Below are 22,258 nucleotides of genomic sequence, written 5' to 3'. Positions count from 1 at the left end.
GTGGCGCGGCGTCGCCACTGCTGCAACATGTTGCGGCAACGCTCATTTTTGCCCATTTTTCCGATTGACGGCAACACGAGGCGCTGAAATGGTGCCCCCGTTTTTGAGCCTGCCGGGCCGGATAGGCCGTTGCGCCATGTGCTGCGCAGCCAGAACGGGCCATGGGACGTCGCAAGACATTTGGGGGAGGATTGCGTTGCAAGCGTTGCTGAAATTGAGCCGTGGGATCGATGCGTTCACGACCTGGACCGGCAAGCGGCTGGCGTGGCTGATCCTGCTCGCCGTCATCATCTCGACGATCAACGCCATCGTCCGCAAGACGCTCGACACCTCGTCGAATTCCTGGCTCGAGCTGCAATGGGTGCTGTTCTCAGCCGTCTTCCTGCTGTGCTCCCCCTGGACCCTGCTCGACAACGAGCACATCCGCATCGACATCGTCAACGCCATGATGCCCAAATGGCTGCGTGACACCATCGACGTCGTCGGTCACGTGCTCTTCCTCATCCCGCTCTGCATCGTGATGATCATCACCAGCGTGCCCTTCTTCCTGCGCTCCATCGAGATCAACGAGCAATCGAGCAACGCTGGCGGCCTGCCGCAATGGCCGGCGAAGTCCCTCATCATGCTCGGCTTCGCCTTCCTGCTGGCGCAGGGCGTGTCCGAGCTGATCAAGCGCATCGCGGTCATGCGCGGGCTGATCCCGGATCCCCACGCTTCGAAGCCCCACGGCATCGAGGCCGAGGTCGAGCACCTCGTCGAAGCGATCGAGAAGAAGTAAGCGGCGGGCTGGGGGATCATCCAATGGAAGCGTTTCTGATCGCCAATATGGCGCCGATCATGTTCGGGTCGCTGGTCGTGATGCTGCTGCTCGGCTATCCGGCAGCGTTCTCGCTCGGCGCCGTCGGCCTGTTCTACGCCCTCGTCGGCATCGGGCTCGGCGAATTCCGGCCGGACTTCCTGCAGGCGCTACCGGAACGTGTCTACGGCGTGATGAACAACGACACGCTGCTGGCGATTCCGTTCTTCACCTTCATGGGCCTGGTGCTGGAACGATCCGGCATGGCCGAGGATCTGCTCGACACCATCGGACAGCTGTTCGGCACCATCCGCGGCGGCCTCGCTTATGCGGTCGTGTTCGTCGGCGCGCTGCTCGCGGCCACCACCGGCGTGGTCGCCGCCTCGGTGATCTCGATGGGCCTGATCTCTCTGCCGATCATGCTGCGCTACGGCTACGACCGCCGGCTTGCCTCGGGCATCATCGCCGCCTCCGGCACGCTTGCGCAGATCATCCCGCCGTCGCTGGTCCTGATCGTCATGGCCGACCAGCTCGGCAAGTCCGTCGGCGACATGTACGAAGGCGCCTTCATCCCTGGCCTCGTGCTGTCGGCGATCTATGCAGCCTATGCCTTCCTCACCAGCATGATCTTCCCGAAATCGGCCCCCGGCCTGCCGGCCGATGCGATCGGCTTTCGGGAGGACTCAGGCGACCGCGGCCTGAAATCGCTGGGCGTGCTGTTTCTGGCGAGCTGTGTGTTCGGCTGGTTCATGATGCGCGGCTCGGAATATCACGGCGCCGACTTCGTCGTGCTGAGCATGTTCTACGGCATCGTGTTCGCCTTCGCCGTCGCCGTCGTGAACTGGGTGCTGGAGCGCACCACCGGATACCGCTTCCTGTCCCGCATGGCGCAGCAGACCACCTTCGTGATGGTGCCGCCGCTGTTCCTGATCTTCCTGGTGCTCGGCACGATCTTCATCGGGCTCGCGACGCCGACGGAAGGCGGCGCGATGGGCGCCGCCGGCGCGATCATCCTTGGTGCGATCAAGCGGCGGCTCAGCTTCGACCTGGTCCGCCAGGCGGTGGAATCCACTGCCAAGCTGTCGGCCTTCGTGGTCTTCATCCTGGTCGGCGCGCGCGTGTTCTCGCTGACCTTCTACGGCGTCAACGGCCATGTCTGGGTCGAGCACCTGCTGACTTCGCTGCCCGGCGGTCAGGTCGGCTTCCTGATCTTCGTCAACGCCTTCGTGTTCGTGCTGGCGTTCTTCCTCGACTTCTTCGAGCTCGCCTTCATCATCATCCCGCTGCTCGGACCCGCGGCCGAAAAGCTCGGCATCGACCTGATCTGGTTCGGCGTCATCCTCGGCGTCAACATGCAGACCTCGTTCATGCATCCGCCGTTCGGCTTTGCCTTGTTCTATTTGCGATCAGTGGCACCGAAGGAGTCCTATCTCGACCGTGTCACCGGCAAGAGGATGGAGCCGGTGACCACGGGACAGATCTACTGGGGCGCGGTGCCGTTCGTGGTGATCCAGTTGATCATGGTGATGCTGGTGATCCTGTTCCCCTCGATGGTCATGCACTACAAGGGCTCGCTCTCCACCGTTGATCCGAACTCGATCAAGATCGAGATCCCGCAGATCGACGCGCCGCCGCTCGATTTCGGCCCGCCTCAGATCGATGTCGGACCGACGAAGCAGTGATGGCCGCGACGCGCGATCGCTCCGCCCACGAAAAACCCCGGCGCAACGCGCCGGGGTTTTGTTTTGTCGCTGGCTCCTGACGCGATACGGCGCCGGTCTCAGCTCAGCGGATTGCGCGCCATGAAGGCGTCGTAGCCGATCTCGGCGACCTGGAACCAGGAGTAGCCATTGCCGGCGAAGGCCGACAGCGACTCATAGGTCTTCTTGAAGTCGGGGTTGGTGGCCGCGACCTCGTTGTGCAGCTCGCGGGCAGCCTTCAGGCAGGCCTGCATGATCTCCGGCGAGAACGCATGCAGCTTGGCACCGGCGGCGAGCAGCCGGCGCAGCGCCGCCGGATTGCTCTGGTCGTACTTCGCCATCATCCAGTTGTTGGCATAATGGCCGGCATGCTCGAGGATCTTCTGATAGTTCTTGGGCAGCGCATTCCAACGATCCTGGTTGACGAAGGAAAGCAGTATCGGTCCGCCCTCCCACCAGCCCGGATAGTAGTAGTGGGGCGCGACCTTGACGAAGCCGAGCTTCTCGTCGTCGTAGGGTCCGACCCACTCGGCCGCATCGATCGTGCCCTTCTCCAACGCCGGATAGATGTCGCCGCCGGCGATCTGCTGCGGCACCGCGCCGAGCTTCTGCAGCACGCGGCCGGCAAAGCCCCCGACGCGGAATTTCAGCCCCTTGAGATCGTTGACGCCGGTGAGCTCCTTGCGGAACCAGCCGCCCATCTGGCAACCGGTGTTGCCGGCAAGCAGCGAGACGACATTGTACTTCGCGTAGAACTCGTTGAGGATCTCACGTCCTCCGCCGAGCATGTACCAGGCCTGGTTGATGCGCATGTTCGGCCCGAACGGGACCGACGAGCCGAAGGTGAACGTCGGGTCCTTGCCGAAATAGTAGTACGACGCAGTGTGGCCGATTTCGACGGTGCCGTTCTGCACGGCGTCGAGGACCTGCAGGCCGGGCACGATTTCGCCGGCGGCGAAGGGCTGGATCTGGAATTTGTTGTCGGTGGCCTCACCGACCACCTTGGCCATGATCTCGGCGCCGCCATACAAGGTGTCGAGCGATTTCGGCCAGCTCGTCGGCATGCGCCATTTCAGCTCCGGCATCGATTGTGCGATGGCCGGCGCTGCGATCGCGGCCGCGCCAGCGGCGCCAAGCCCGGTCACCTTGATGAAGTCTCTCCGCTTCATAGTTCTTCCCTCCCTGGGGGTCATTGTGTTCGTTTCCTGAGCAGCCTTCTTTGTGAGGCTTCAGTTCCAGTGTGGATCAAAGTGCGTCGGAGTGCCATTGCGAAACGTTGTCGCAACGCAAAAGCCCGGCCTCTCGCGAGGCCGGGCTGACGTCGATCCGCCGATCTGAAGTTTGCGATCAGCCGCGGGTACGCGAGCGGATCATGAAGCTGTCGTAGGTATACTCGGCAACCTGCCACCACAGATATTCATCCGAGCGGTAGGCCTGCATCGCGTCGATGACCTTCTTGAAGTCGGCGTTCTTGGCCGAGATCTCGCCCCACAACTCGTTGGTCGCCTTGAGGCAGGCCTCGAGCACCTCGTTGGTGAACGGCCGCAGCTGCGTGCCGCCGGCGACCAGGCGCTTCAGCGCCGCCGGGTTCACCTGGTCGTAGCGCGCGGCCATCCAGGTGTTGGCATTGACCGTCGCGTTGGCGAGGATCGACTGATAGTGCTTCGGCAGCTCGTTCCACTTGTCGAGATTGGCGAAGGCGTGGACGGTCGGACCGCCCTCCCAGAAGCCCGGGTAGTAGTAGTACTTCGCCACCTTCTGGAAGCCGAGCTTCTCGTCGTCATACGGACCGACCCACTCGGCGGCGTCGATGGTGCCCTTCTCGAGCGACGGGTAGATGTCGCCGCCCGCGAGCTGCTGCGGCACGACGCCGAGCTTCTGCAGCACCTGGCCGGCGATGCCACCGATGCGGAACTTCAAGCCCGAAAGGTCGGCGACGGTCTTGATCTCCTTGCGGAACCAGCCGCCCATCTGGGTGCCGGTGTTGCCGCAGGGGAAGCCAATGACGTTGGCGGCCTTCTTGAAGAACTCGTTGGCGAGCTCGTTGCCGCCGCCCTGATATAGCCAGGAGTTCTGCTGCCGGGCGTTCAGGCCGAACGGCACCGAGGCGAAGATCGCGAAGGTCGGGTCCTTGCCGACGTAATAATACGACACCGTATGGCACATCTCGACGGTGTTCTTGGAGGTCGCGTCGAGCGCCTGCAGGCCCGGCACCAGCTCACCAGCCTGGAAGACCTGGATCTGGAACTTGTTGTCGGTCATCTCGGCAACCTGCTTCGCCATATATTCGGCGCCGCCATAGATCGTGTCGAGCGACTTCGGGAAGCTGGAGGTCAACCGCCATTTGATCTCGGGCATCGACTGCGCGATCGCAGGCGAGGCCACCGCTGCCGACGCGGCGGCACCGGCGGCCGAGACCTTCAGAAAATCACGACGCTTCATATTAAGGCATCTCCTTGTTGGGGGCGTTTTCCCGTTGAAAAATCATTTATCCGCCGATGCGATTGGCCGCACACGGTCGAAGGCGATCCGGGCCGGGCTTTAGCACGGAACCGGTTAAGCGAAAACGCGACGTTGGAATGACAAACGGTCCAATAGTCGCACACGCTTCGCTGCAGTGCATCAAGCAGCGGCGATCGCGTCCTTGAGCTGATCCCGCACCGACGCGGCGATGGCCCGGTAGATCGCGGCATGCGGACCCTTCGGCTCGCTCTCGACCACCGGGTTGCCGGCGTCCGACGTCGAGCGGATGTCCATGTGCAGCGGGATTTCACCAAGGAACGGCACGCCGAGCCGCTCGGCCTCGTGGCGCGCGCCGCCATGGCCGAAGATGTCGGACCGGGTGCCGCATTCCGGGCACTGGAAGTAGCTCATGTTCTCGATGATGCCGAGCACGGGCACGTTGACCTTGCGGAACATCGCAAGCCCGCGGCGGGCGTCGATCAGCGACAGGTCCTGCGGCGTCGACACGATCACGGCGCCCTTCAGCGGCACGTTCTGCGCCAGGGTCAGCTGGGCGTCGCCGGTGCCCGGCGGCATGTCGACGACGAGCACGTCGAGCGTTCCCCACGCGACGTCGCGCAGCATCTGGTTGATCGCCGACATCACCATCGGGCCGCGCCAGATCATCGGGCTGTCCTCGTCGACGAGAAAGCCGATGGACATGATCGACAGGCCGAACCGCGACAGCGGAATCATCTTCTTGTCGTCGGTGAGCTTGGGCTTTTCCTGCAGCCCGGTCAGCCGCGGCACCGACGGGCCGTAGATGTCGGCGTCGAGCAGCCCGACCTTGAGGCCGAGATCGCGCAAGCCCAGCGCGAGATTGATCGCGGTGGTCGACTTGCCGACACCGCCCTTGCCCGAGGCCACCGCGATGACGGCCGCGATACCCGGGATCGCGGCCTGCCGGGACATCGGCGAGTCCGCCGGATGCTGGTGCTGATGCGGACGATGCGCCGCGACCGGCTGCACGCCGCCCTGTCGCGGCGGCGGGGCGGCAGCGCCCGCCTTGCGCTCCGCGGTCAGCGCGATCATCGCCATGGTCACGCCGGGTATGGCGCGCACGGCGGCTTCGGCTTTCGCGCGGGTGTCTTCCCAGGCGCGGGCCTCGCTGGCCTCGACATTGATCGAGAAGAACACCTTGCCGTCATTGGCCGTGATCGGCGACAGCACGCCGGCGTCCGGCAGCGCCACGCCACGTGGCGAGCGGACCCGCTTGAGTGCCTCGATAACCTGCTGCTGCGTCACGCTCACGGCGCGTCTCCTGAAGAAGTTCAGAACGCGCCACATCGTCGCGCCCTATCCCGTTGGCCGGACATGATCTTCCGTCATCTGCGACGGTACCGCTCCGGCCCTGCGTTGCGCTGCTTCATAAGGCCGACCGGCTCAAAACGCCACCATGGTTCCGATGTCGGAGGCGGTCTCGACCGGCGCATCCTCGGCCCGCTCCTTCGCTGCCTCGTAATTGAGCTCGATCATCACGCCGTTGGGGTCGCGCACGAAGATCTGCCACAGCTCCCCGCCCGGCACCTGCCGCGCCTCGAACGGCATGCCCTTGGCGGCGAGCCGCGCCTTCATGCCGGCGAAGCCGCGGCTGACGAAGGCGACGTGGTGGACGACGCCGGAGTCCGGCTTCTGTGCCTCTGAGGTCGGCGAGATGTCGACGAGGTGCACCACCGGGCGGCCCTCGCTGTACATCCAGGCGCCAGGAAAGGCGAAGTTCGGCCGGGCGCCGTTCTCCAGCCCGAGCACGTCTTCATAGAAGCGGACCGTCTCGGCGAGGTTGCGGGTCCGGATGTTGAAATGATCGAGCACGCCGACGCTGACGCCCATGCGAGACACTCCCCTGGCTGGTTCGTTGGTTGACTGGATTTCGTTGCGCGATGACGGCTTTGCAAGCCGTCATGATGATGCCTCTTTAGCACGCGGCGCCGCTTTCGCATCCGTCACGAAGCCGTTGCCCCCGCCTCTCAAGCCGTTATGGTGCGGCGTCCAGCACCGCCGCGACCCGCGCCGGATGCTGATGTGTTCCTTTCAAGAACAGCCCGGCCCTCTCAAGGCTGTCGGCAGAACCCCAAGGTCAAGGTAGCTCATATGGCTAAAGTCGCTTTCATCGGTCTCGGCGTCATGGGTTTCCCCATGGCAGGACATCTCGTGAAGAAGGGCGGTCACGAGGTCACGGTCTACAACCGTACCGCGGCCAAGGCGAAGGAATGGGCCGACAAGTTCGGCGGCAAGGCAGCCCCCACGCCGAAGCAGGCCGCGGAAGGCCAGGACTTCGTGATGTGCTGCGTCGGCAACGACAACGACCTGCGCGCGGTCACGATCGGCCCGGACGGCGCATTTGCCGGCATGGCGAAGGGCGCGACCTTCGTCGACCACACCACCGCCTCGGCTGAAGTGGCACGTGAGCTCGACGCCGCAGCCACCAAGGCCGGCTTCAAATTCATCGACGCGCCAGTGTCCGGCGGCCAGGCCGGCGCCGAGAACGGCGTGCTGACGGTGATGTGCGGCGGCACCGCCGACGCCTATGCCGGCGCCGAGCCGGTGATCGCGGCCTATGCCCGGATGTGCAAGCTGCTGGGACCGGCCGGCAGCGGCCAGCTGACCAAGATGGTCAACCAGATCTGCATCGCCGGCCTCGTGCAGGGCCTGTCCGAGGGTATCCATTTCGCGAAGAAGTCCGGCCTCGACGTTCCCGCTGTCATCGAGACCATCTCCAAGGGCGCCGCCCAGTCCTGGCAGATGGAGAACCGCTACAAGACCATGAACGACGGCAAATACGACTTTGGTTTTGCGGTGGAATGGATGCGCAAGGACCTGTCGATCTGCCTCAGCGAAGCGCGCCGCAACGGCGCCCATCTGCCGGTGACCGCGCTGGTCGACCAGTTCTATTCCGAGGTCGAGAAGCTCGGCGGCAAGCGCTGGGACACGTCGAGCCTGCTGGCCCGGCTGGAGAAGTGATCCCGCCGCTCTCCGACTGATCGATCTGCCGCTGCGCGTGTGCTGCGGCGGCAGATTTCCGATCCGGGACCTTGGCAGGCCCCGGCTCATCTGCCTTCCCCCATGTATTGCCGCAGACACGCGGCGGGATACGTCCGCCGCGGACGGGCGCCATTGCGCCATCTGCGACTCGCTGATACCCCTTGCAATCGCTAATCGTTCGCATGTGTTGCCCGATCGAGACACCCACTCAGAGAAAGATGGATATGTAATGTTATAACATTACATATCCGTTGGGCTGGGCTAACTCTCGTCGTGGTGATCATGAACGTTGGCGGGGGGCGCAGATGGCCGGGAAGCCGGCTGCTGCGATGGGGGGCGGAATGAGCGTGCGCGACGTCTGGGGTTCGATATCGCTCGCGGGGCTGCTGGTGGCAGGCTGGTCGGCGGTGCCGGCGGCTTATGCCCAACAGACCTCCCCTCCGGACGGGAGGCAGGCCGCCGCAGACACCCTGCTGCCGGACGTGACGGTCGATTCGCCGCGGCAGCGCCCGGCGGCCGGCCGCGCGCCCTCCTCGACCCAAGCCGCCCGTCGGACCACACCTCCAGCGTCCCGGCGCATGGCCGCGCCCACGCCCGCAGCAGCGCCGACGCGGCCTTCGTCCAACACGGCGGCCACCACGCCGCTCAACAGCAATGCGACGCCCGCGAGCGGGAGCCGGCTCGGCCTCAACGTACGCGAGCTGCCGGTCTCGATCGAGGTGGTCGGCGCCGAGACGCTGCGTGAGCAGGGCTACCACACGACCGTCGACGCGGTGAAAGGCGCCGCCGGCGTCAGCGCGGGTGATGCCCCGAACGATGTCGGCTTCGCGATGCGCGGCTTCCAGGGCAATCAGGTCAACGTGCTCTACAACGGCATCAACATCGGCCCGACCGGCTTCACCGCGCTGACGATGGAGACGTTCAACCTCGACCGCGTCGAGTTTCTCAAGGGCCCCTCCTCGCTGATCTCGGGCCAGGGCGCGGTCGGCGGCACCGTCAATTTCGTGACCAAGACCCCGCACACCGGCCCGATCGAGAGCGAAGCCTTCGTCGGCTTCGACCAGCGCGGCACGTTCCGCAGCGGCTTCGGCTCGGGCGGCAGCACGACCGTCAAGGGCCTGGACTATCGCTTCGACATCAGCCGGACCAGGGAGGTCGGCTTCATCGACGACACCGAGTTCAAGAATATCCATGTCTCAGGCCAGCTCGACTACCGGCTGTCCGACAGCTTCAAGACCTTCTTTGCCGCCGAGTTCAAGGACTACAAGGCCAAGCCCTATGAGGGCACGCCGCTGGTGCCGGTCACCTTCAGCGGCGCCAACGCGACCAGCGGCATCGTCTCAGGCACCAAGGTGTCGGCCTACAACGGCACCGATCTCGGCGCCGTCACGATCGACGGCCGCACGCTGTCGACCAACTACAACGTGGTCGACGGCCACAAGACGATCAAGGAATCGTGGGTCCGCAGCGGGTTCGAATGGGACCTGAGCAACGACATCAGGCTGCGGAGCCAAGTCTACAACTACAACGCCAGCCGCGACTGGTACAACAACGAGGTCTCGGCGTTCAACGCGACCACCAACACCGTCGATCGCGAGCGGTTCTTCGTCCACCACAACCACAACATGGTCGGCAACACCACCGACCTCACCTGGAACGCCAACCTGTTCGGTCTGGCCAACCGGCTCGTGACAGCGGTGGAAAGCTCGCATACCGACTTCACGCGGCCTGGCGCGGCGATCTTCCCGGGTGACAGCGTTCCGCTGACCGGCTTCGACCGAGGCGTCTATGGTCCGCTCGGAACGCAGTTGCAGACCGCCACCATCGACAGCGTGGCACTCAATCTCGAAGACCGGCTGAAGCTCACCAACAATTTCGCGCTGGTCGGCGGCCTGCGCTACAACCCGTTCTCGCTCGACCGCAACTCGATCGACAAGAACGGCGTCGTGAAGAGCAGCTTCCCCTACTCGAAGAGCTGGCAGCCGGTCACGGGCCGCATCGGCTACACCTGGGAAGCGCTGCCGGGCACCACCTTCTACAGCCAATATGCGACCGCCACCGACATCTCCGCCGACAGCATCTTCCTGCTGAGTCCGACCCAGAACCTCACGCTCTCGGACTCCCGCAGCTATGAGACCGGCGTCAAGCAGCTCGCGTGGAACGGCCGTGCGGAGTGGACCTTCTCCGCCTTCGACATCGAACGCAACAACGTCTACAGCGCCCAGGCCGGCCAGCAGCTCAACCTGGCCGGCAAGGTGAAATCTCAGGGCATCGAGGTCGCAGCCGCCGTACGCCCGACACCCGAGAGCAGGCTCTGGGGCAACGTCGCCTATGTCCGCGCCCGCTATGCCGATTATGATCTCGCCGGCGGCGGCTCGTTCTCGGGCAACACGCCGCCCAACATTCCCGCCGTCATCGTCAATGGCGGCGGCTCCTACCGCTTCCTCAATCCCGGCTGGTGGCCGGTCGAGCTTGGTTTCTCCGTGCGCCACGTGGGCGATCGCTGGAGCACCGATGCCAACACGGTGAAACTGCTCGCCTACACCACCGCCGATCTGTTCGCGTTCGTCGACCTGCCGAGGGTGCCGCTGTTCGCCACCGCGACCAGCACGCGGCTCGCCTTCCGCGTCCGCAACGTTGCCGACAAACGTTATGCGGCTTGGAGCGATCCGTTCTATCCCGACCAGATCTTCCTCGGCGCGCCCCGCACCTACGAGGTCGAAGCCTCGTTCAAGTTCTGATGGCCGCATGATCCGGGCGCTGATCCTCACGCACCGCTGGCTGAGCATCCCGCTGGGTCCGCTGTTCGTGCTGTGGTTCGCGACCGGGATCGTGATGCACTACGTGCCGTTCCCGGCGCAGACCGAGAGCGAGCGCTTCGCCGCGCTGCCCGTGCTCGACACCGCCCTGTCGCTGCACGGTCCCGCGGAGGCCCTCGTCGCAGGTGGCATCGATCATCCCGACCGCATCCGGCTGATGCAGCGCGTGGATGGTCCGGTCTATGTCATCTCGGCCGCCGGCCGCAGCGCGGCCATTCGTGCAGACACGCTGGCCGCGGCCGATGTGAGCGCCCCCGACCTCGTGCTGTCGATCGCGCGCACGGCAGCCCGGCGGCGCGGGCTCGAGGCCGATGGCGCCACCATCGCCTCACTGGACCACCACGACCAATGGACGGTGCCGAACCGTTTCGACGTGCATCGTCCGCTGCACCGGATCGCGCTCAACGATCCCGATGGCACCGAACTCTACGTGTCCTCGATCACCGGCGAGGTCGTGCTCGACACGACACGGTCCGAACGCGCCTGGAACTACGTCGGCAGCGTCGTCCATTGGATCTATCCGACCGTCCTGCGCAAGGACTGGGCGGCCTGGAACGCCGTCGTGTGGTGGCTGTCGCTCGCGGCGGTCATCGCCGCCGTGAGCGGCGCGCTGCTCGGCCCGATGCGGCTGAGATATCGGAAGGCGCGGCTGTGCTCGCGCTACCACGGCTGGCACCTCTGGCATCATTGGGCCGGCCTGATCTGCATGCAGTTCGTGCTGACCTGGATGGTCAGCGGCTGGCTGTCGATGGACCATGGCAGGCTATTTGCGACCGGCCATCTGACGCCGTCCGAGCAAGCCATTCTCGTCGGCGCACCGGATTGGACCGGCCTGGCGACGGCGGCGCTCGCGGCGGTGCATGGCGAGGTCCGCGAGATCGAGTGGTTCGCCTTCGGCGGCCGCCTCTATCAGCGCATCCGGCGCGCGCCGAGCCAGCAGCAGATTTCGGTGCTGGACGGCGCATCAGCACGCATCGTCGGCCGTTTCCTGCAGCCGGCCGACGTCAATGCCGCGGTGTCGCGCCTGCGCGGCGATTGCGGGCGCTCGACCGAAGTCGAGCCGGGCGACGACTATCCGTTCGTCTCCGATGTGCCGGGCGCGCCGGTCCATCGCGTGATCTGCGGCGACACCTGGTATCATGTCGACGCCGCCTCCGGCGCGGTGCTCGAGAAGCTCGATCCGTCCCGACGCGCCTATCGGTGGCTCTATCAGGCGCTGCACACGCTCGACTTTCCGGCCCTGCTCGCCCATGCGGCGCTGCGCACGGTTTTCATCGTCGGCCTCTGCGCGATCGGCCTCGTCTTCAGCGTCACGGGCGTGGTGATCGGCTGGCGCCGCCTGCGAATGCAGCTCCGCTGAGCCTCGCCACAATCGTTAATTTAACGCGCGGTTAACGCAAATTTTTCGTTGTCTATAATCCGTCTTAAGGATTTGGGCCCAGTTATAGACAATGCAGAAAGCAGCCCGTGCCTCGCGGGCAGGATTTGTGTTGTTTGATGAGTAAACCCGCTGAAAAGCCTGAGGTCGTCGAGCTTCCGGCAGATCCGCCGGCGCTTGCACCAGCAAGCCAGCGCCGGGCCGCGCAGCAGCGGGTGCGCGAGGCGCGCGACCGGTTAACGTCGACGTCGGGAACACGTCCGGCCTTCGATCGCGAGCTGCTGCGCCAATACGCACAGACCCGCATCTCCGCCTCCTACATCGTCGTGCTGCTGGTGGTCGCAACCGGCCTGATGCTCAGCGTCTGGCTGCATACGATCGCGGCTGGCGCATGGACGCTCGGCGTGCTCTGCATTCATGCCGCGATCGTGCGCAACTGCTCGAACTTCCTCGCCGACCAGCCGTCGCTGGCGGCGACGCGGCGCTGGCGCACGCGCTTCGTGCTGCTCGACTTGCTCTACGGCGTTTGCTGGATGGCAATCCTGATCCATCCGGCGCTCGCGGCGGTGTCGGGCACGCTGATGATGTTCCTGATGCTGCTGGTGATCGCGGTCTCGAGCATGCTCGCCGCCAACCTGCCCGTCGCCGCCGTCGCCGTCACCGCACCGATGACGGTCGCCATCACCCTCAGCCTCGCGCTGTCGGGCACGTTCGACAACTACCTGCTCGCCGGGTTCGCCGTCGCCGCCGAAGGCTACTTCGTGCTGCTCGCCCATCAGCTGCATGCGACGACGCTGGCCACGCTCGAAGCGCGCGCCGAGAAGGACGCCTTGATCGGCGAACTCGAGCAGGCCAAGGCGATCTCCGACGAGGCACGCTACCGCGCGGAGGCCGCCAACGTCGCCAAGTCGCGCTTCCTTGCGCAGATGAGCCATGAGCTGCGGACGCCGCTGAACGCCATCCTCGGCTTTTCCGAGGTGATGAAGAGCGAGATCTTCGGCGTCCATGCGGTGCCGGTCTACAAGGAATATTCGGCAGACATCCACAATTCGGGCGTCCACCTGCTCAACCTCATCAACGAGATCCTCGATCTCTCGCGCATCGAGGCCGGCCGCTACGAGCTGAACGAGGAAGCCGTGGCGCTGGTGCACGTGATCGCCGACTGCCACCATTTGCTGAAGCTGCGCGCAACGAGCCGCGGCATCACCATTCACGAGGTGTTCGAGCAGAAGATGCCGCGGCTGTGGGCCGACGAGCGCGCGATCCGCCAGGTCGTGCTCAACCTGCTCTCCAACGCCATCAAGTTCACGCCGCAGGGTGGCGACATCTGGCTGAAGGCTGGCTGGACGGCCTCGGGCGGACAATATCTCAGCGTCAAGGACACCGGCTCGGGCATCCCCGAGAACGAGATTCCGATCGTGCTCGCGTCGTTCGGCCAGGGCTCCAACTCGATCAAGTCGGCCGAACAGGGCGCGGGACTAGGCTTGCCCATCGCCAAGAATCTGATCGAGATGCATGGTGGCACGTTCACGCTGAAATCGAAGGTCCGCATCGGCACCGAGGTGATCGTCACCTTCCCGCCGGAGCGGGTGATGTCGGCGCTCGCTCCGCTGTCGGACGAGGCACCGCCATTGCAGCCGGAGCATGCGATCGCCCCCGCTCAGGAGAAGCGCCGGGTGCGCAAGCCGATCATGAATGCCGGAACGGGACTGTGAGATGATTGCACTTGCACGACAGTGGCAGAACCTTTCAAACTCGCGCCATGAGCCAGGATACGCCCTGCATCGCCGTCTGCATGATCGACCCCAAGACGAAACTCTGCTTCGGCTGCGGACGCACGCTGCCGGAGATCGCCCGCTGGGGCCGCATGTCGACCGACGAGCGGCTCGCGCTGATGGACGGGCTGCCGTCCCGCATGCACGACGCCGGCCTGCCCGCGCTGGCGCGTCGGCGCGACTGAGCGCCTCCGTGCCGACGGGAGGCGCGGCATGAACAAGGTCGTGCTCGTTTTCGTCACCATGGTGCTCACCGCGGGCGCCGTGATCGTCTACAAGGATCCCGAGCAGGCGGCGCTCGCGAGCGACACAGTGTCGGAGGTTCTGCGCAGCCGCGCGCTCAGGGCCAAGGCGAGTCCTCCGACCAACGCGGTCGAGATCGAGCGCACCAGAGGCGGCGAGTTCGCGTTGCGCGCCAAGATCAACGGCGTCACCGCGCCGATGGTGGTCGACACCGGCGCCACATCGGTGGTTCTGACCTACGAGACCGCCAAGGCCGCAGGCCTGCCGCTCGAACTGCTCGCCTACGACGTCGACGTCGAGACCGCTGGCGGCCACACCAAGGCGGCGCGATTGACCTTGGACCGGCTCGCGATCGGCAAACTGGTGGAACGCTCGGTTCCGGCGCTGGTGGTACCGCACGGCCAGATGAAGACCAACTTGCTCGGCATGAGCTTCCTCGACCGGCTGGAGCGCTGGGAAGTGCGCTCCGACCGGCTGATGCTGCACGGCTTTCCCGATCGCAGCTGAGGGGCTGAGCCTCGTGGCAGCCTGCAATCCGGTCGCGCGACAGGCCGTTGTCGAACTGCCGCCGCTGGCCTGAGCCGCTCAGGCCAGCGCAGCAACCGCAGGGCGCTCCTCGACCATCGCGACCGCCTCGCGCAGCACCTCGATGCCGGCGCCCGGCTTGACGCCGCGCTCGGCGAGATGGCGGCGGAACGCGCGTGCGCCGGGCACCGCGTGATAGGCGCCGACGAGATGCCGCGTGATCGCGTGCAGCCGCGTGCCCTGCCCGAGCTGGCGCGCGATGTACGGCTCGAACGCCGCCAATGCGCCCTTCATGGTTCGATGCGGCGCGACGTCGCCGAACAGGACGGGATCGACATCGAGCAGCCGCCACGGCTCCTGATAGGCCGCTCGCCCGAGCATCACGCCATCGACATGCGCGAGATGACCTTGCGCAGCTTCGATGCTGCCGATGCCACCATTGATGATGACGGGCACGTGCGGCAGCCTCGCCTTCAGCCGGTACACCCTGTCGTAGTCGAGCGGCGGGACGTCACGGTTCTCCTTCGGCGACAAGCCGTCCAGCCACGCCTTGCGCGCGTGCACGATCAGCGCGTCTGCGCCGCTGTCGACGACCGCGTCCGCCAGCATATCGAGTGCGATTTCCGGATCCTGATCGTCGATGCCGATGCGGCACTTCACCGTGACGGGAATGCGAACGGCGTGCTTCATCGCGGCGACGCAGGCGCCGACGAGCGCAGGCTCGGCCATCAAACAGGCCCCGAAGCGGCCGTCCTTCACCCGGTCCGACGGGCAGCCGACATTGAGATTGATCTCATCGTAGCCGAACTCCTCGCCGATCTTGGCTGACGTCGCGAGATCGCCGGGATCGGAGCCGCCGAGCTGCAGCGCCACCGGATGCTCGCTTCGATCGAAGCCGAGCAGCCGCTGGCGGTCGCCATGTATCACGGCACCGGTCGTGACCATCTCGGTATAGAGCAGCGCCCGGCGCGACAGCAGCCGATGGAACACCCGGCAATGCCGGTCTGTCCAATCCATCATCGGCGCCACGGAGAAGCGCCAAGTCGTTGATTCCACTGTTTTATTCGAGACATCAGCCATTGGAAGTGTACCAGAGCCACCCGATCACCGCGCATTTACACCGGTTTCCACCGATTTCGACCCGTTTTTCGTGCGCAGCACAACAATGTCGGATCGGAGAGGATCGATGGTTTACCGAATTCAACCACAACGTTCCGCAGATCGCGGCTGCGTCTGGTCATCGCTCCCTGACGGGTCTCATGCGATACAACCATCTGCGCCGAGCCGCGTGCTCCCACAGCTTCTGTCAAACCACCGTCACGAAACACGAACACAAGGAAACGATCTCGACCTTGGCGGCCCATGCAGCCGAGCTTGATCCCGCGCCCGGAGCAGTATCCCGCACGGCGCGCTGCATCCGAAGACCGATCACGGGAATTGCAGGTACCAAATCTTGACCGAGGCACGCCACGCAGACCCGCGCGACAATGATCTGGTCGCGGAGAAGCAAGGCGCCCGGTCTTCCGGCGTCGATCTCGTCGCCCGCCAGAGCATGGCTCAGCTGAGAACGCTGAAGCTGCTGATTGCAGCATCCGGCCTCGCCGGGCTGGGCTATGAGATCGTCTGGACGCGCCAGCTCGCCCTCGCCTTGGGCACGGAGATGATGGCCGTGCTCGGCGCCATCGCAGGATTCTTCGCCGGGCTGGCGGTGGGCGCCTTCGTCCTCGATGGCCGGATCCGCCGCGCCGCCAATCCGCACCGGGTGTATGCCGTCCTCGAAACGGTCATCGGCGTGTGGGGGCTGTGTGCGGTCTGGCTGCTTCCCGCGTGCGCGCGCGCCCTCGCGCCGCTGCTCGGCACGGCGCCTTCCCCCGTCTTGTTGTGGAGCGCGAGCTTCCTGCTGCCGACGCTGGTGCTGTTGCCGGCGACGGTGGCGATGGGCGGGACGCTGACCGCGCTGGAACGCATGATGTCCGCGGCGCATGGCACGCGGCCGGTCAGCGCCGGCGTCTATGGCGCGAACACCGCCGGCGCCGTCGCCGGCACGCTGCTGTCCACCTTCGTGCTGATCCCCGCGCTCGGATTGTCGGCGACGCTGCTTTGCCTGGCAGCCGTCAACGCAGCCTGCGCGCTCGCAGCGCTTCGCCTCGACCGAGCCCCAAAGGTCGACGCTCGCGCGCGCGACGATCGCAGGCGTGCTGTCGCCGGCCTCCGCCTGACAGGAACCCTGTTCGTCACCGGCCTGCTCGGCATCGTGTTCGAAGTGCTGGTCGTGCGCCTGGCCGCGCAGATGATGCAGGACACGGTCTATAGCTTCGCCTGTCTGTTGGCCGCCTACCTGCTGGGCACTGCGATGGGCGGCATGATCTGGCAGCGCGTGGGGCACACGGTTGCGCGCGGCAGAACCGCGTTGATCAGCGGCACCGCGCTCGTCTGCCTCGGCACGGCGCTCGTGACGCCCTTGCTGGGCGGCCTCGCTGACAGCGCTGCGAGCCTCGGCGTCGTCGGCGAGCTCGGCATTGCGCTGGCGCTGTTCCTGTTGCCTGCGATGGCGATGGGCGCCTTGTTCGGCCAGCTCATGCAGGATGTCCGCAACGTCAGGGGATCGGTCGGCTGGGCCGTCGGCATCAACAGCCTCGGCGCAGCCATTGCGCCGCTGGTCGCGGCACAGCTGCTGATTCCCGCTTTCGGCACTTGGAGAGCATTGGTCCTCGTTGCCGTCGGATATCTTCTGCTGCTGCAGCCCCGACGCGCTGCGCTGCGCTGGGCGGCGGCGCCCGCTCTGCTTGCACTCGCGCTGTTGTGGCTTCCCGCCCCACTGCTCATCAGGGTCCCGCCGGGCGGCAAGCTTCTGGCCGTGCGCGAGGGATCGATGGCGACCGCGAGCGTCGTCGACGACGCCTCAGGAGCACGCTATCTCGAGGTGAACGGCCACTTTCGCATGGGCGGCACCAGCTCGGTCCGATCCGATTTCCGCCAAGCCATGCTGCCGCTGCTCTTGCATCCAGCGCCGCGCAAGGCCCTCTTCCTCGGTGTCGGCACCGGCGCGACCGTGCTCGGCGCCGCGCAGATGCCGGATCTCGACGTGCGCGCGGTCGAACTCTCTTCCGAAGTCGTCGCGCTGCTGCCCTGGTTCGACAACCCCGGGGCCGAGAAGGAAAGGCCGCCGATCTCCGTTGCCGATGCCCGGCGCTTCGTCATCGCCGATGACGGACGCTACGACGTGATCGTGGCCGACCTGTTCCACCCGGCGCTCGATGGCAGCGGCGCGCTGTACACGGTCGAACATTTCGCGGCCGTCAAGCGGCGACTGGCGGCCGAGGGCGTGTTCTGCCAGTGGCTGCCGCTCTATCAGCTCGATGCGCCGTCGCTGCGTGCGATCGTCAGGAGCTTTCTCGCAGTCTTTCCACAAGGGTCCGCCTGGCTGAACCATTACAGCGTGCGCACGCCGATGCTGGCTCTGATCGGATCAGGCGCCCCGAGCCCGATCGCCCCCGAACTCGTCGCCGCACGGTTCTCCGACCGGAAGCTTCACCCGATCATTCAACCTCTCGGCTTCGATCAGCCGATCGACCTTCTGGGCCAGTATGTCGCCGGCGCGAAAGCACTCGCGAGCTTCGCCGGTCCGGGACCGCGCAACACCGACGATTTCCCATTCGTCACGTTCGACGCGCGCAGCAACGTCCACGCTCTCTCGGCGGCCCCATGGCAATTGCTGCTGACGGTCCTGAGCCAGACAAAGACCGACGCGGCCGATTTGCTGGAAGACTCGAAACGCGGAATGTGGGAGCAACGACTCGGCGCCTATTGGCGGGCTCGCAACCAATTCATCCAGGTCGGCGCGGCGCTGACCGGCGAACCGCGCGGGCCAGCGCTCATCGCAGCCGCCGCGCCCGGTCTCCTCGATTCCATTCGCGCCAGCGCCGAGTTCGAGCCGGCCTATGCGCCGCTGATGAGCATGGCAAAAGCGCTGCTTGCATCGGATCGCGCGGCTGCTGAACGCCTGCTTCGGGCAATCGACTCCGCCGCGCCGTCGCGACGCGAAGCGCGCGACCTGCTGTCGCGCGAGTTCGAACGATAGAGCGTCAGGACGCGAAGCTGACGCGGTAGCCCCAGCAATCCAGATGATCAGGAATCGCGTTGAAAGCGATCGTGATACGTTGGTCGCCCTGATTGCGCGGCACCTCGTGGTAGAGATAGCTTGGGAACAGCACGAGATCGCCGGGCTCCGCCTCCGGCAGCACGTATTTGCCGGCATTGAACGGGCCGACCGCGGCGCTGCGCGTATGATGGCGGAACGAGAAGTCGCTGCCGCCGGGCGGCCGCACGAACACGGTGCGGCTGCCGGGGTGAGACGGCGTCAGATAGAAGATGCCGGAGATGAAGCTGTTGGCGTGGGCGTGCAGGGTCTGGTTGCCGCCGGTCTCCAGCATGTTCGTCCACATCTCCTTGACCGTCCAGCGCAGCTTCTCGCCGAACAGCAGCTCGCCGAAATCGATCAGCTTGGGCACGGCGAGCTCGGCGATGGTCTGAAACAGATTATTGGCGCGGGGATCGGCGACCTCGGTGTGGAACAGTTGTCCGGATCGCAGGTTGTTCTCGATCTTCGAATTGCGGATGGCTGCCACCGCCGCGTCCTTGAGCTCGGCGCTCAAGAGCCCAGGCGAACGCAACAACGGTATCGGAAAAAGAGCTTCGATCTGGTCCATGTCTCAAGGCCTTGCACGCGCCGCAACGGGACCGACAATTTGCCGACTTGCATGACAGCCGGATGACGAGAGTGGAGAAGCGGTGCGCGCCCGTCAGCGCGTCGGCATTTCGTCGGCACTGAGAATGTTGAGCCGCTCGCCGGGCCTCAGGCTGTGAGGCCGGTCGCGCACTTCCAGCACGGCCCTCTCGGCCTTCTCGACACAATCATCGAACTCGCCATTGCCGGCCTCGACCAGCGCCTGCTGAATGTCCCGCTCGGCGAAATAGCGCGACACGTCGTCCGTCGGCAGGGTCGCCGCCTGTGCGCGGGCCTCCGCCACTGCGGCGTCGCAGACCTCCTGCGTCGGCTCCTCGTCATGCGCCGATGCGACTGCGATCGTGAGGACTAGAACGGCGAGACTCACGGCGGACAAACGCGACATCACCTCGACGAACCCCAGGGAAAGGCAGGTTTCAAAGACGAAGCGCCGGTTCGCAAACTGGCGCTCGGAGTGAGCAGGATCCGACGGGACGATATGTCCCGCCGGATTGGTGCCGATCAATCAGTCGCGGTTGAACGCCCAGCGACCCCAGTGGCCCCAGTGACCCCAGTGGTCCCAATCGTGCCAGTGGTGATGCTCGTGAGCCAGCTTGCGGGCCAGCTCCTGATTCTTTTCGACCAGCAGCTTGGGCGTGCTGTAGGTTCGGACGAAGATCGGGTTCGCGTAGAACCAGACGTTCGACCAGGCCTGCACGTCGTTGGTCACCTTCTTAAGGCCGCCGACCGTGCCGAGGTGCGAGGGACATGCCGGATCTGTGCAACTGACGGTGGCGTTGTTGGCATCGAGCAGCGGATTGCCGGCGCTGTCGGACACGTTCGGAGTCGCCGGCGGGATGTTGGTGCCGCGGGCGCGGATGTAGAACGGTGTCTGGCCGGCGATGAAGGTGGTCGTGAAGCTGAGGCGGGTCGAACCGTCGCGCAGCTTGTGGCTCCGCATCTTGGTCGCCTGGATCTGCTTCGCGATCTTGGCCGACGGGTTGTAGACGATGGCCGCACCATCGACACCCTTGGCATTGGCCACCGCATAGCCAGGGGCGCCCGGCGCGATCGGACCGGTGATGTCGCCGGTAATCAGATCGACGTGGTCGAGATAGGGCTTGTTCAACGGCTGCTTGATGCCGACCGGCAGCAGCAGCGGGTTGTTGAAGCCGTACGGGCTGTTGTTGGAGGCCGGAACGGTCATCTCCATCTCGAGCGTGACCTTCTCGCCCGGGCGCACGACGAGCGTCTCGCCCATCGTCTTCCAGTCGTCGTCCCACTCACCCTTCGCACGGAACTCCATGTCGGAGCCGATGATGTCGGCGTTGACCGAGTAGGAATTACCCGAGCGCATGCCGTCGATGATCGACTGCTGGGAGAAGCGCCGCTCGTTCGGCACGTACAGCCTGGTGTACTCGCCGGGGATGAAGTCCGCCGTCGTGCCGGGATCGCGCGCGCCATAGACGCCGCGGCTGTGCCAGTCCGAACTCTGGAACAGGAAGAAGTTGCGGCCTTCGCCGAGCAGACCGTCCCACAGCCCGCCGACCTTGGCGGTGTAGACGCCCTGCATGCCGTAGGTGCCGCCGCCGACTGCGCCCGAGCCATAGGAGCCCGAGCCGCCGTTCACGCCGCCCTCGGCCATGTGACCCGGGGCTTCGATGCCGAACGCGACCGTCGGGCCGGCGTTGTTGAAGTCACGGAAGTGCTCGATGTTGTAGCCGGCCGAGCCGTTCGGATTGAACGGTCCCTGCCGCTCGGTATGGGTCGGCACAGCATAGGATTGCAGCGGGTGGTTCGCCTGCAGCCAGGCGATGCCGGCGACGGCCTTCTGGTGACCGGCCGTGCCGGAATTGTTGACATTGTCCTTGCCGGCCCAGACCGGGTTGTTGCTGGCATCGACCGGACCGATGGCGTCGGTGTCGGCGCGGTCGAAGCGATATTCGAACTCGGCCATCTTGTCGGCATTGCCGTAACCGCGCGGGTTCTGGCCGGCGATCACGGCGACGTCGCCATGCTCGTGACCGGGCAGGATCCACTCCAGGCCCTCGACCAGCACCTTGTTGTAGGTCGCGGTGCGATTGACGATGGTTGGGTACTCGATCTCTTTGATCGACTGCCAGCGCCACATCTTGGCGCCGGTATCGGTGCCGTTCGGCGTGCCCTTCAGGCTGGTGATCGTAATGCCGTCGATGGTCTTCCCGAGCGTCTGGCTCCAATACGTCGTCGTATTGTCGCCCGGGATGTTGGCGCTCGCATCGCTGAAGCGGCAATCGCGGTTGCCCGAACCGCCGTGGTTGCCGAGCGTGAACCAGTCGAGATCGAAATTGTTGCCGCCAGCCGCCGCGGTGCCCTTGCCGACCGAGCGGTCGATCGCATAGCCGGCAGCAACCGAACCGTCGGTGCAGGTGTTGTGGTTGTGCATGTCGCCCGCGACATACGGATTGTTCTTGGTCGTTTCCCCCCAACGCTCCCCAGCGTCGGCGCTCTGTGACAGGGCCAGCGAGACCGAGGCCGCTGTCAGCAGGATTGTCTTGGTAGATGGAACCATTATCGTCGCCCCTAAAGAATTCGATCGATCTCCAAACCGAGATGACAACGCGACCGATGCGCCGTCGTCATTCGCGGCGCGACCAAACCAAAACTCGGAGACAGTTTGTTGAAGGATTTATTTTTGCTGGCGTCTTCCCCACGAACATCGCGGTCGGCCGTCGTTGCGAAATTTTTGTGACACTGACGTTTGCCCGGTGACAACGGCAAGTGTGCCGTTGCATATACGCGCCGCGCAACGAGCGCGGTCCGAGTTGTAAAG

17 protein-coding genes are annotated in these 22,258 nt (G+C 65.3%); 9 read left to right on the top strand and 8 right to left on the bottom strand.

All coding sequences use genetic code 11. From position 1 onward, the window contains the following. Window positions 1-196: 196 nt before the first annotated feature. Both QW861_RS26875 and QW861_RS26870 read left to right on the top strand, forming a co-directional pair. Window positions 197-778 (top strand): TRAP transporter small permease subunit, encoded by a 582-nt coding sequence (locus QW861_RS26875; protein WP_315752570.1) that lies wholly within the window; start codon window positions 197-199, stop codon window positions 776-778. 23 nt (window positions 779-801) lie between these two features. Further along, window positions 802-2,478, top strand: coding sequence for a TRAP transporter large permease subunit (locus tag QW861_RS26870; protein ID WP_316188461.1), 1,677 nt, complete (start codon window positions 802-804; stop codon window positions 2,476-2,478). Between the two features lie 98 nt (window positions 2,479-2,576). On the opposite strand, the gene QW861_RS26865 is transcribed toward QW861_RS26870, so the two are convergent. From QW861_RS26865 to QW861_RS26850, 4 genes are all read right to left on the bottom strand, one after another. Beyond that, complete coding sequence (locus QW861_RS26865; protein WP_315752568.1) at window positions 2,577-3,665, bottom strand: TRAP transporter substrate-binding protein; 1,089 nt, start codon at window positions 3,663-3,665, stop codon at window positions 2,577-2,579. Between the two features lie 178 nt (window positions 3,666-3,843). Next, on the bottom strand, window positions 3,844-4,938 hold the full coding sequence (locus QW861_RS26860) for a TRAP transporter substrate-binding protein (protein ID WP_316165001.1): 1,095 nt from the start codon (window positions 4,936-4,938) through the stop codon (window positions 3,844-3,846). Between the two features lie 180 nt (window positions 4,939-5,118). Next, window positions 5,119-6,249 carry an Mrp/NBP35 family ATP-binding protein gene (locus QW861_RS26855; RefSeq protein ID WP_316164999.1) on the bottom strand — a complete coding sequence of 377 codons (1,131 nt, stop codon included), beginning with the start codon at window positions 6,247-6,249 and terminating at the stop codon, window positions 5,119-5,121. 132 nt (window positions 6,250-6,381) lie between these two features. Beyond that, entirely contained in the window at window positions 6,382-6,828 is a 447-nt protein-coding gene (locus QW861_RS26850; protein ID WP_315827817.1) for a VOC family protein, read from the bottom strand. A 261-nt stretch (window positions 6,829-7,089) separates the two neighbouring features. Here QW861_RS26850 and QW861_RS26845 point away from each other — a divergent pair, with 261 nt between their 5' ends. The 6 genes from QW861_RS26845 to QW861_RS26820 all read left to right on the top strand — a co-directional run bounded on the left by QW861_RS26845 (window position 7,090) and on the right by QW861_RS26820 (window position 14,702). Further along, entirely contained in the window at window positions 7,090-7,959 is an 870-nt protein-coding gene (locus QW861_RS26845; RefSeq protein WP_315717630.1) for an NAD(P)-dependent oxidoreductase, read from the top strand. 362 nt (window positions 7,960-8,321) lie between these two features. Continuing rightward, entirely contained in the window at window positions 8,322-10,721 is a 2,400-nt protein-coding gene (locus QW861_RS26840) for a TonB-dependent receptor domain-containing protein (protein ID WP_316193703.1), read from the top strand. A 7-nt stretch (window positions 10,722-10,728) separates the two neighbouring features. Further along, a complete protein-coding gene (locus QW861_RS26835; protein ID WP_316193702.1) occupies window positions 10,729-12,159 on the top strand; it encodes a PepSY domain-containing protein in 1,431 nt (476 codons plus the stop codon). Between the two features lie 137 nt (window positions 12,160-12,296). Then, window positions 12,297-13,892, top strand: coding sequence for a HAMP domain-containing sensor histidine kinase (locus QW861_RS26830; protein ID WP_315717627.1), 1,596 nt, complete (start codon window positions 12,297-12,299; stop codon window positions 13,890-13,892). Window positions 13,893-13,939: 47 nt separating this feature from the next. After that, window positions 13,940-14,137 carry a DUF1289 domain-containing protein gene (locus QW861_RS26825; RefSeq protein ID WP_315717626.1) on the top strand — a complete coding sequence of 66 codons (198 nt, stop codon included), beginning with the start codon at window positions 13,940-13,942 and terminating at the stop codon, window positions 14,135-14,137. A gap of 28 nt (window positions 14,138-14,165) precedes the next feature. Further along, window positions 14,166-14,702, top strand: a complete 537-nt coding sequence (locus tag QW861_RS26820; RefSeq protein ID WP_315717625.1) for a TIGR02281 family clan AA aspartic protease — start codon at window positions 14,166-14,168, stop codon at window positions 14,700-14,702. Window positions 14,703-14,780: 78 nt separating this feature from the next. Here QW861_RS26820 and dusA read toward each other — a convergent pair whose 3' ends face one another. Further along, window positions 14,781-15,800, bottom strand: a complete 1,020-nt coding sequence (gene dusA / locus QW861_RS26815; RefSeq protein WP_316193701.1) for a tRNA dihydrouridine(20/20a) synthase DusA — start codon at window positions 15,798-15,800, stop codon at window positions 14,781-14,783. A 373-nt stretch (window positions 15,801-16,173) separates the two neighbouring features. Between dusA and QW861_RS26810 the strand changes: the two genes are divergently transcribed. Beyond that, complete coding sequence (locus QW861_RS26810) at window positions 16,174-18,801, top strand: spermidine synthase (protein ID WP_316193700.1); 2,628 nt, start codon at window positions 16,174-16,176, stop codon at window positions 18,799-18,801. Window positions 18,802-18,805: 4 nt separating this feature from the next. Here QW861_RS26810 and QW861_RS26805 read toward each other — a convergent pair whose 3' ends face one another. From QW861_RS26805 to QW861_RS26795, 3 genes are all read right to left on the bottom strand, one after another. Continuing rightward, complete coding sequence (locus QW861_RS26805) at window positions 18,806-19,429, bottom strand: 2OG-Fe(II) oxygenase family protein (protein ID WP_315752560.1); 624 nt, start codon at window positions 19,427-19,429, stop codon at window positions 18,806-18,808. A gap of 93 nt (window positions 19,430-19,522) precedes the next feature. Beyond that, window positions 19,523-19,852, bottom strand: coding sequence for a hypothetical protein (locus QW861_RS26800; protein WP_315752603.1), 330 nt, complete (start codon window positions 19,850-19,852; stop codon window positions 19,523-19,525). Between the two features lie 120 nt (window positions 19,853-19,972). After that, window positions 19,973-21,997 (bottom strand): hypothetical protein, encoded by a 2,025-nt coding sequence (locus QW861_RS26795; RefSeq protein ID WP_315752559.1) that lies wholly within the window; start codon window positions 21,995-21,997, stop codon window positions 19,973-19,975. Window positions 21,998-22,258 lie beyond the last annotated feature (261 nt).

Source organism: Bradyrhizobium sp. SZCCHNRI1029 (genome assembly GCF_032487555.1).
Taxonomy (GTDB): Bacteria; Pseudomonadota; Alphaproteobacteria; order Rhizobiales; family Xanthobacteraceae; genus Bradyrhizobium.
Note: the sequence above shows the minus strand (reverse complement) of the source record. Positions and strands in the feature narration are given on the sequence as shown.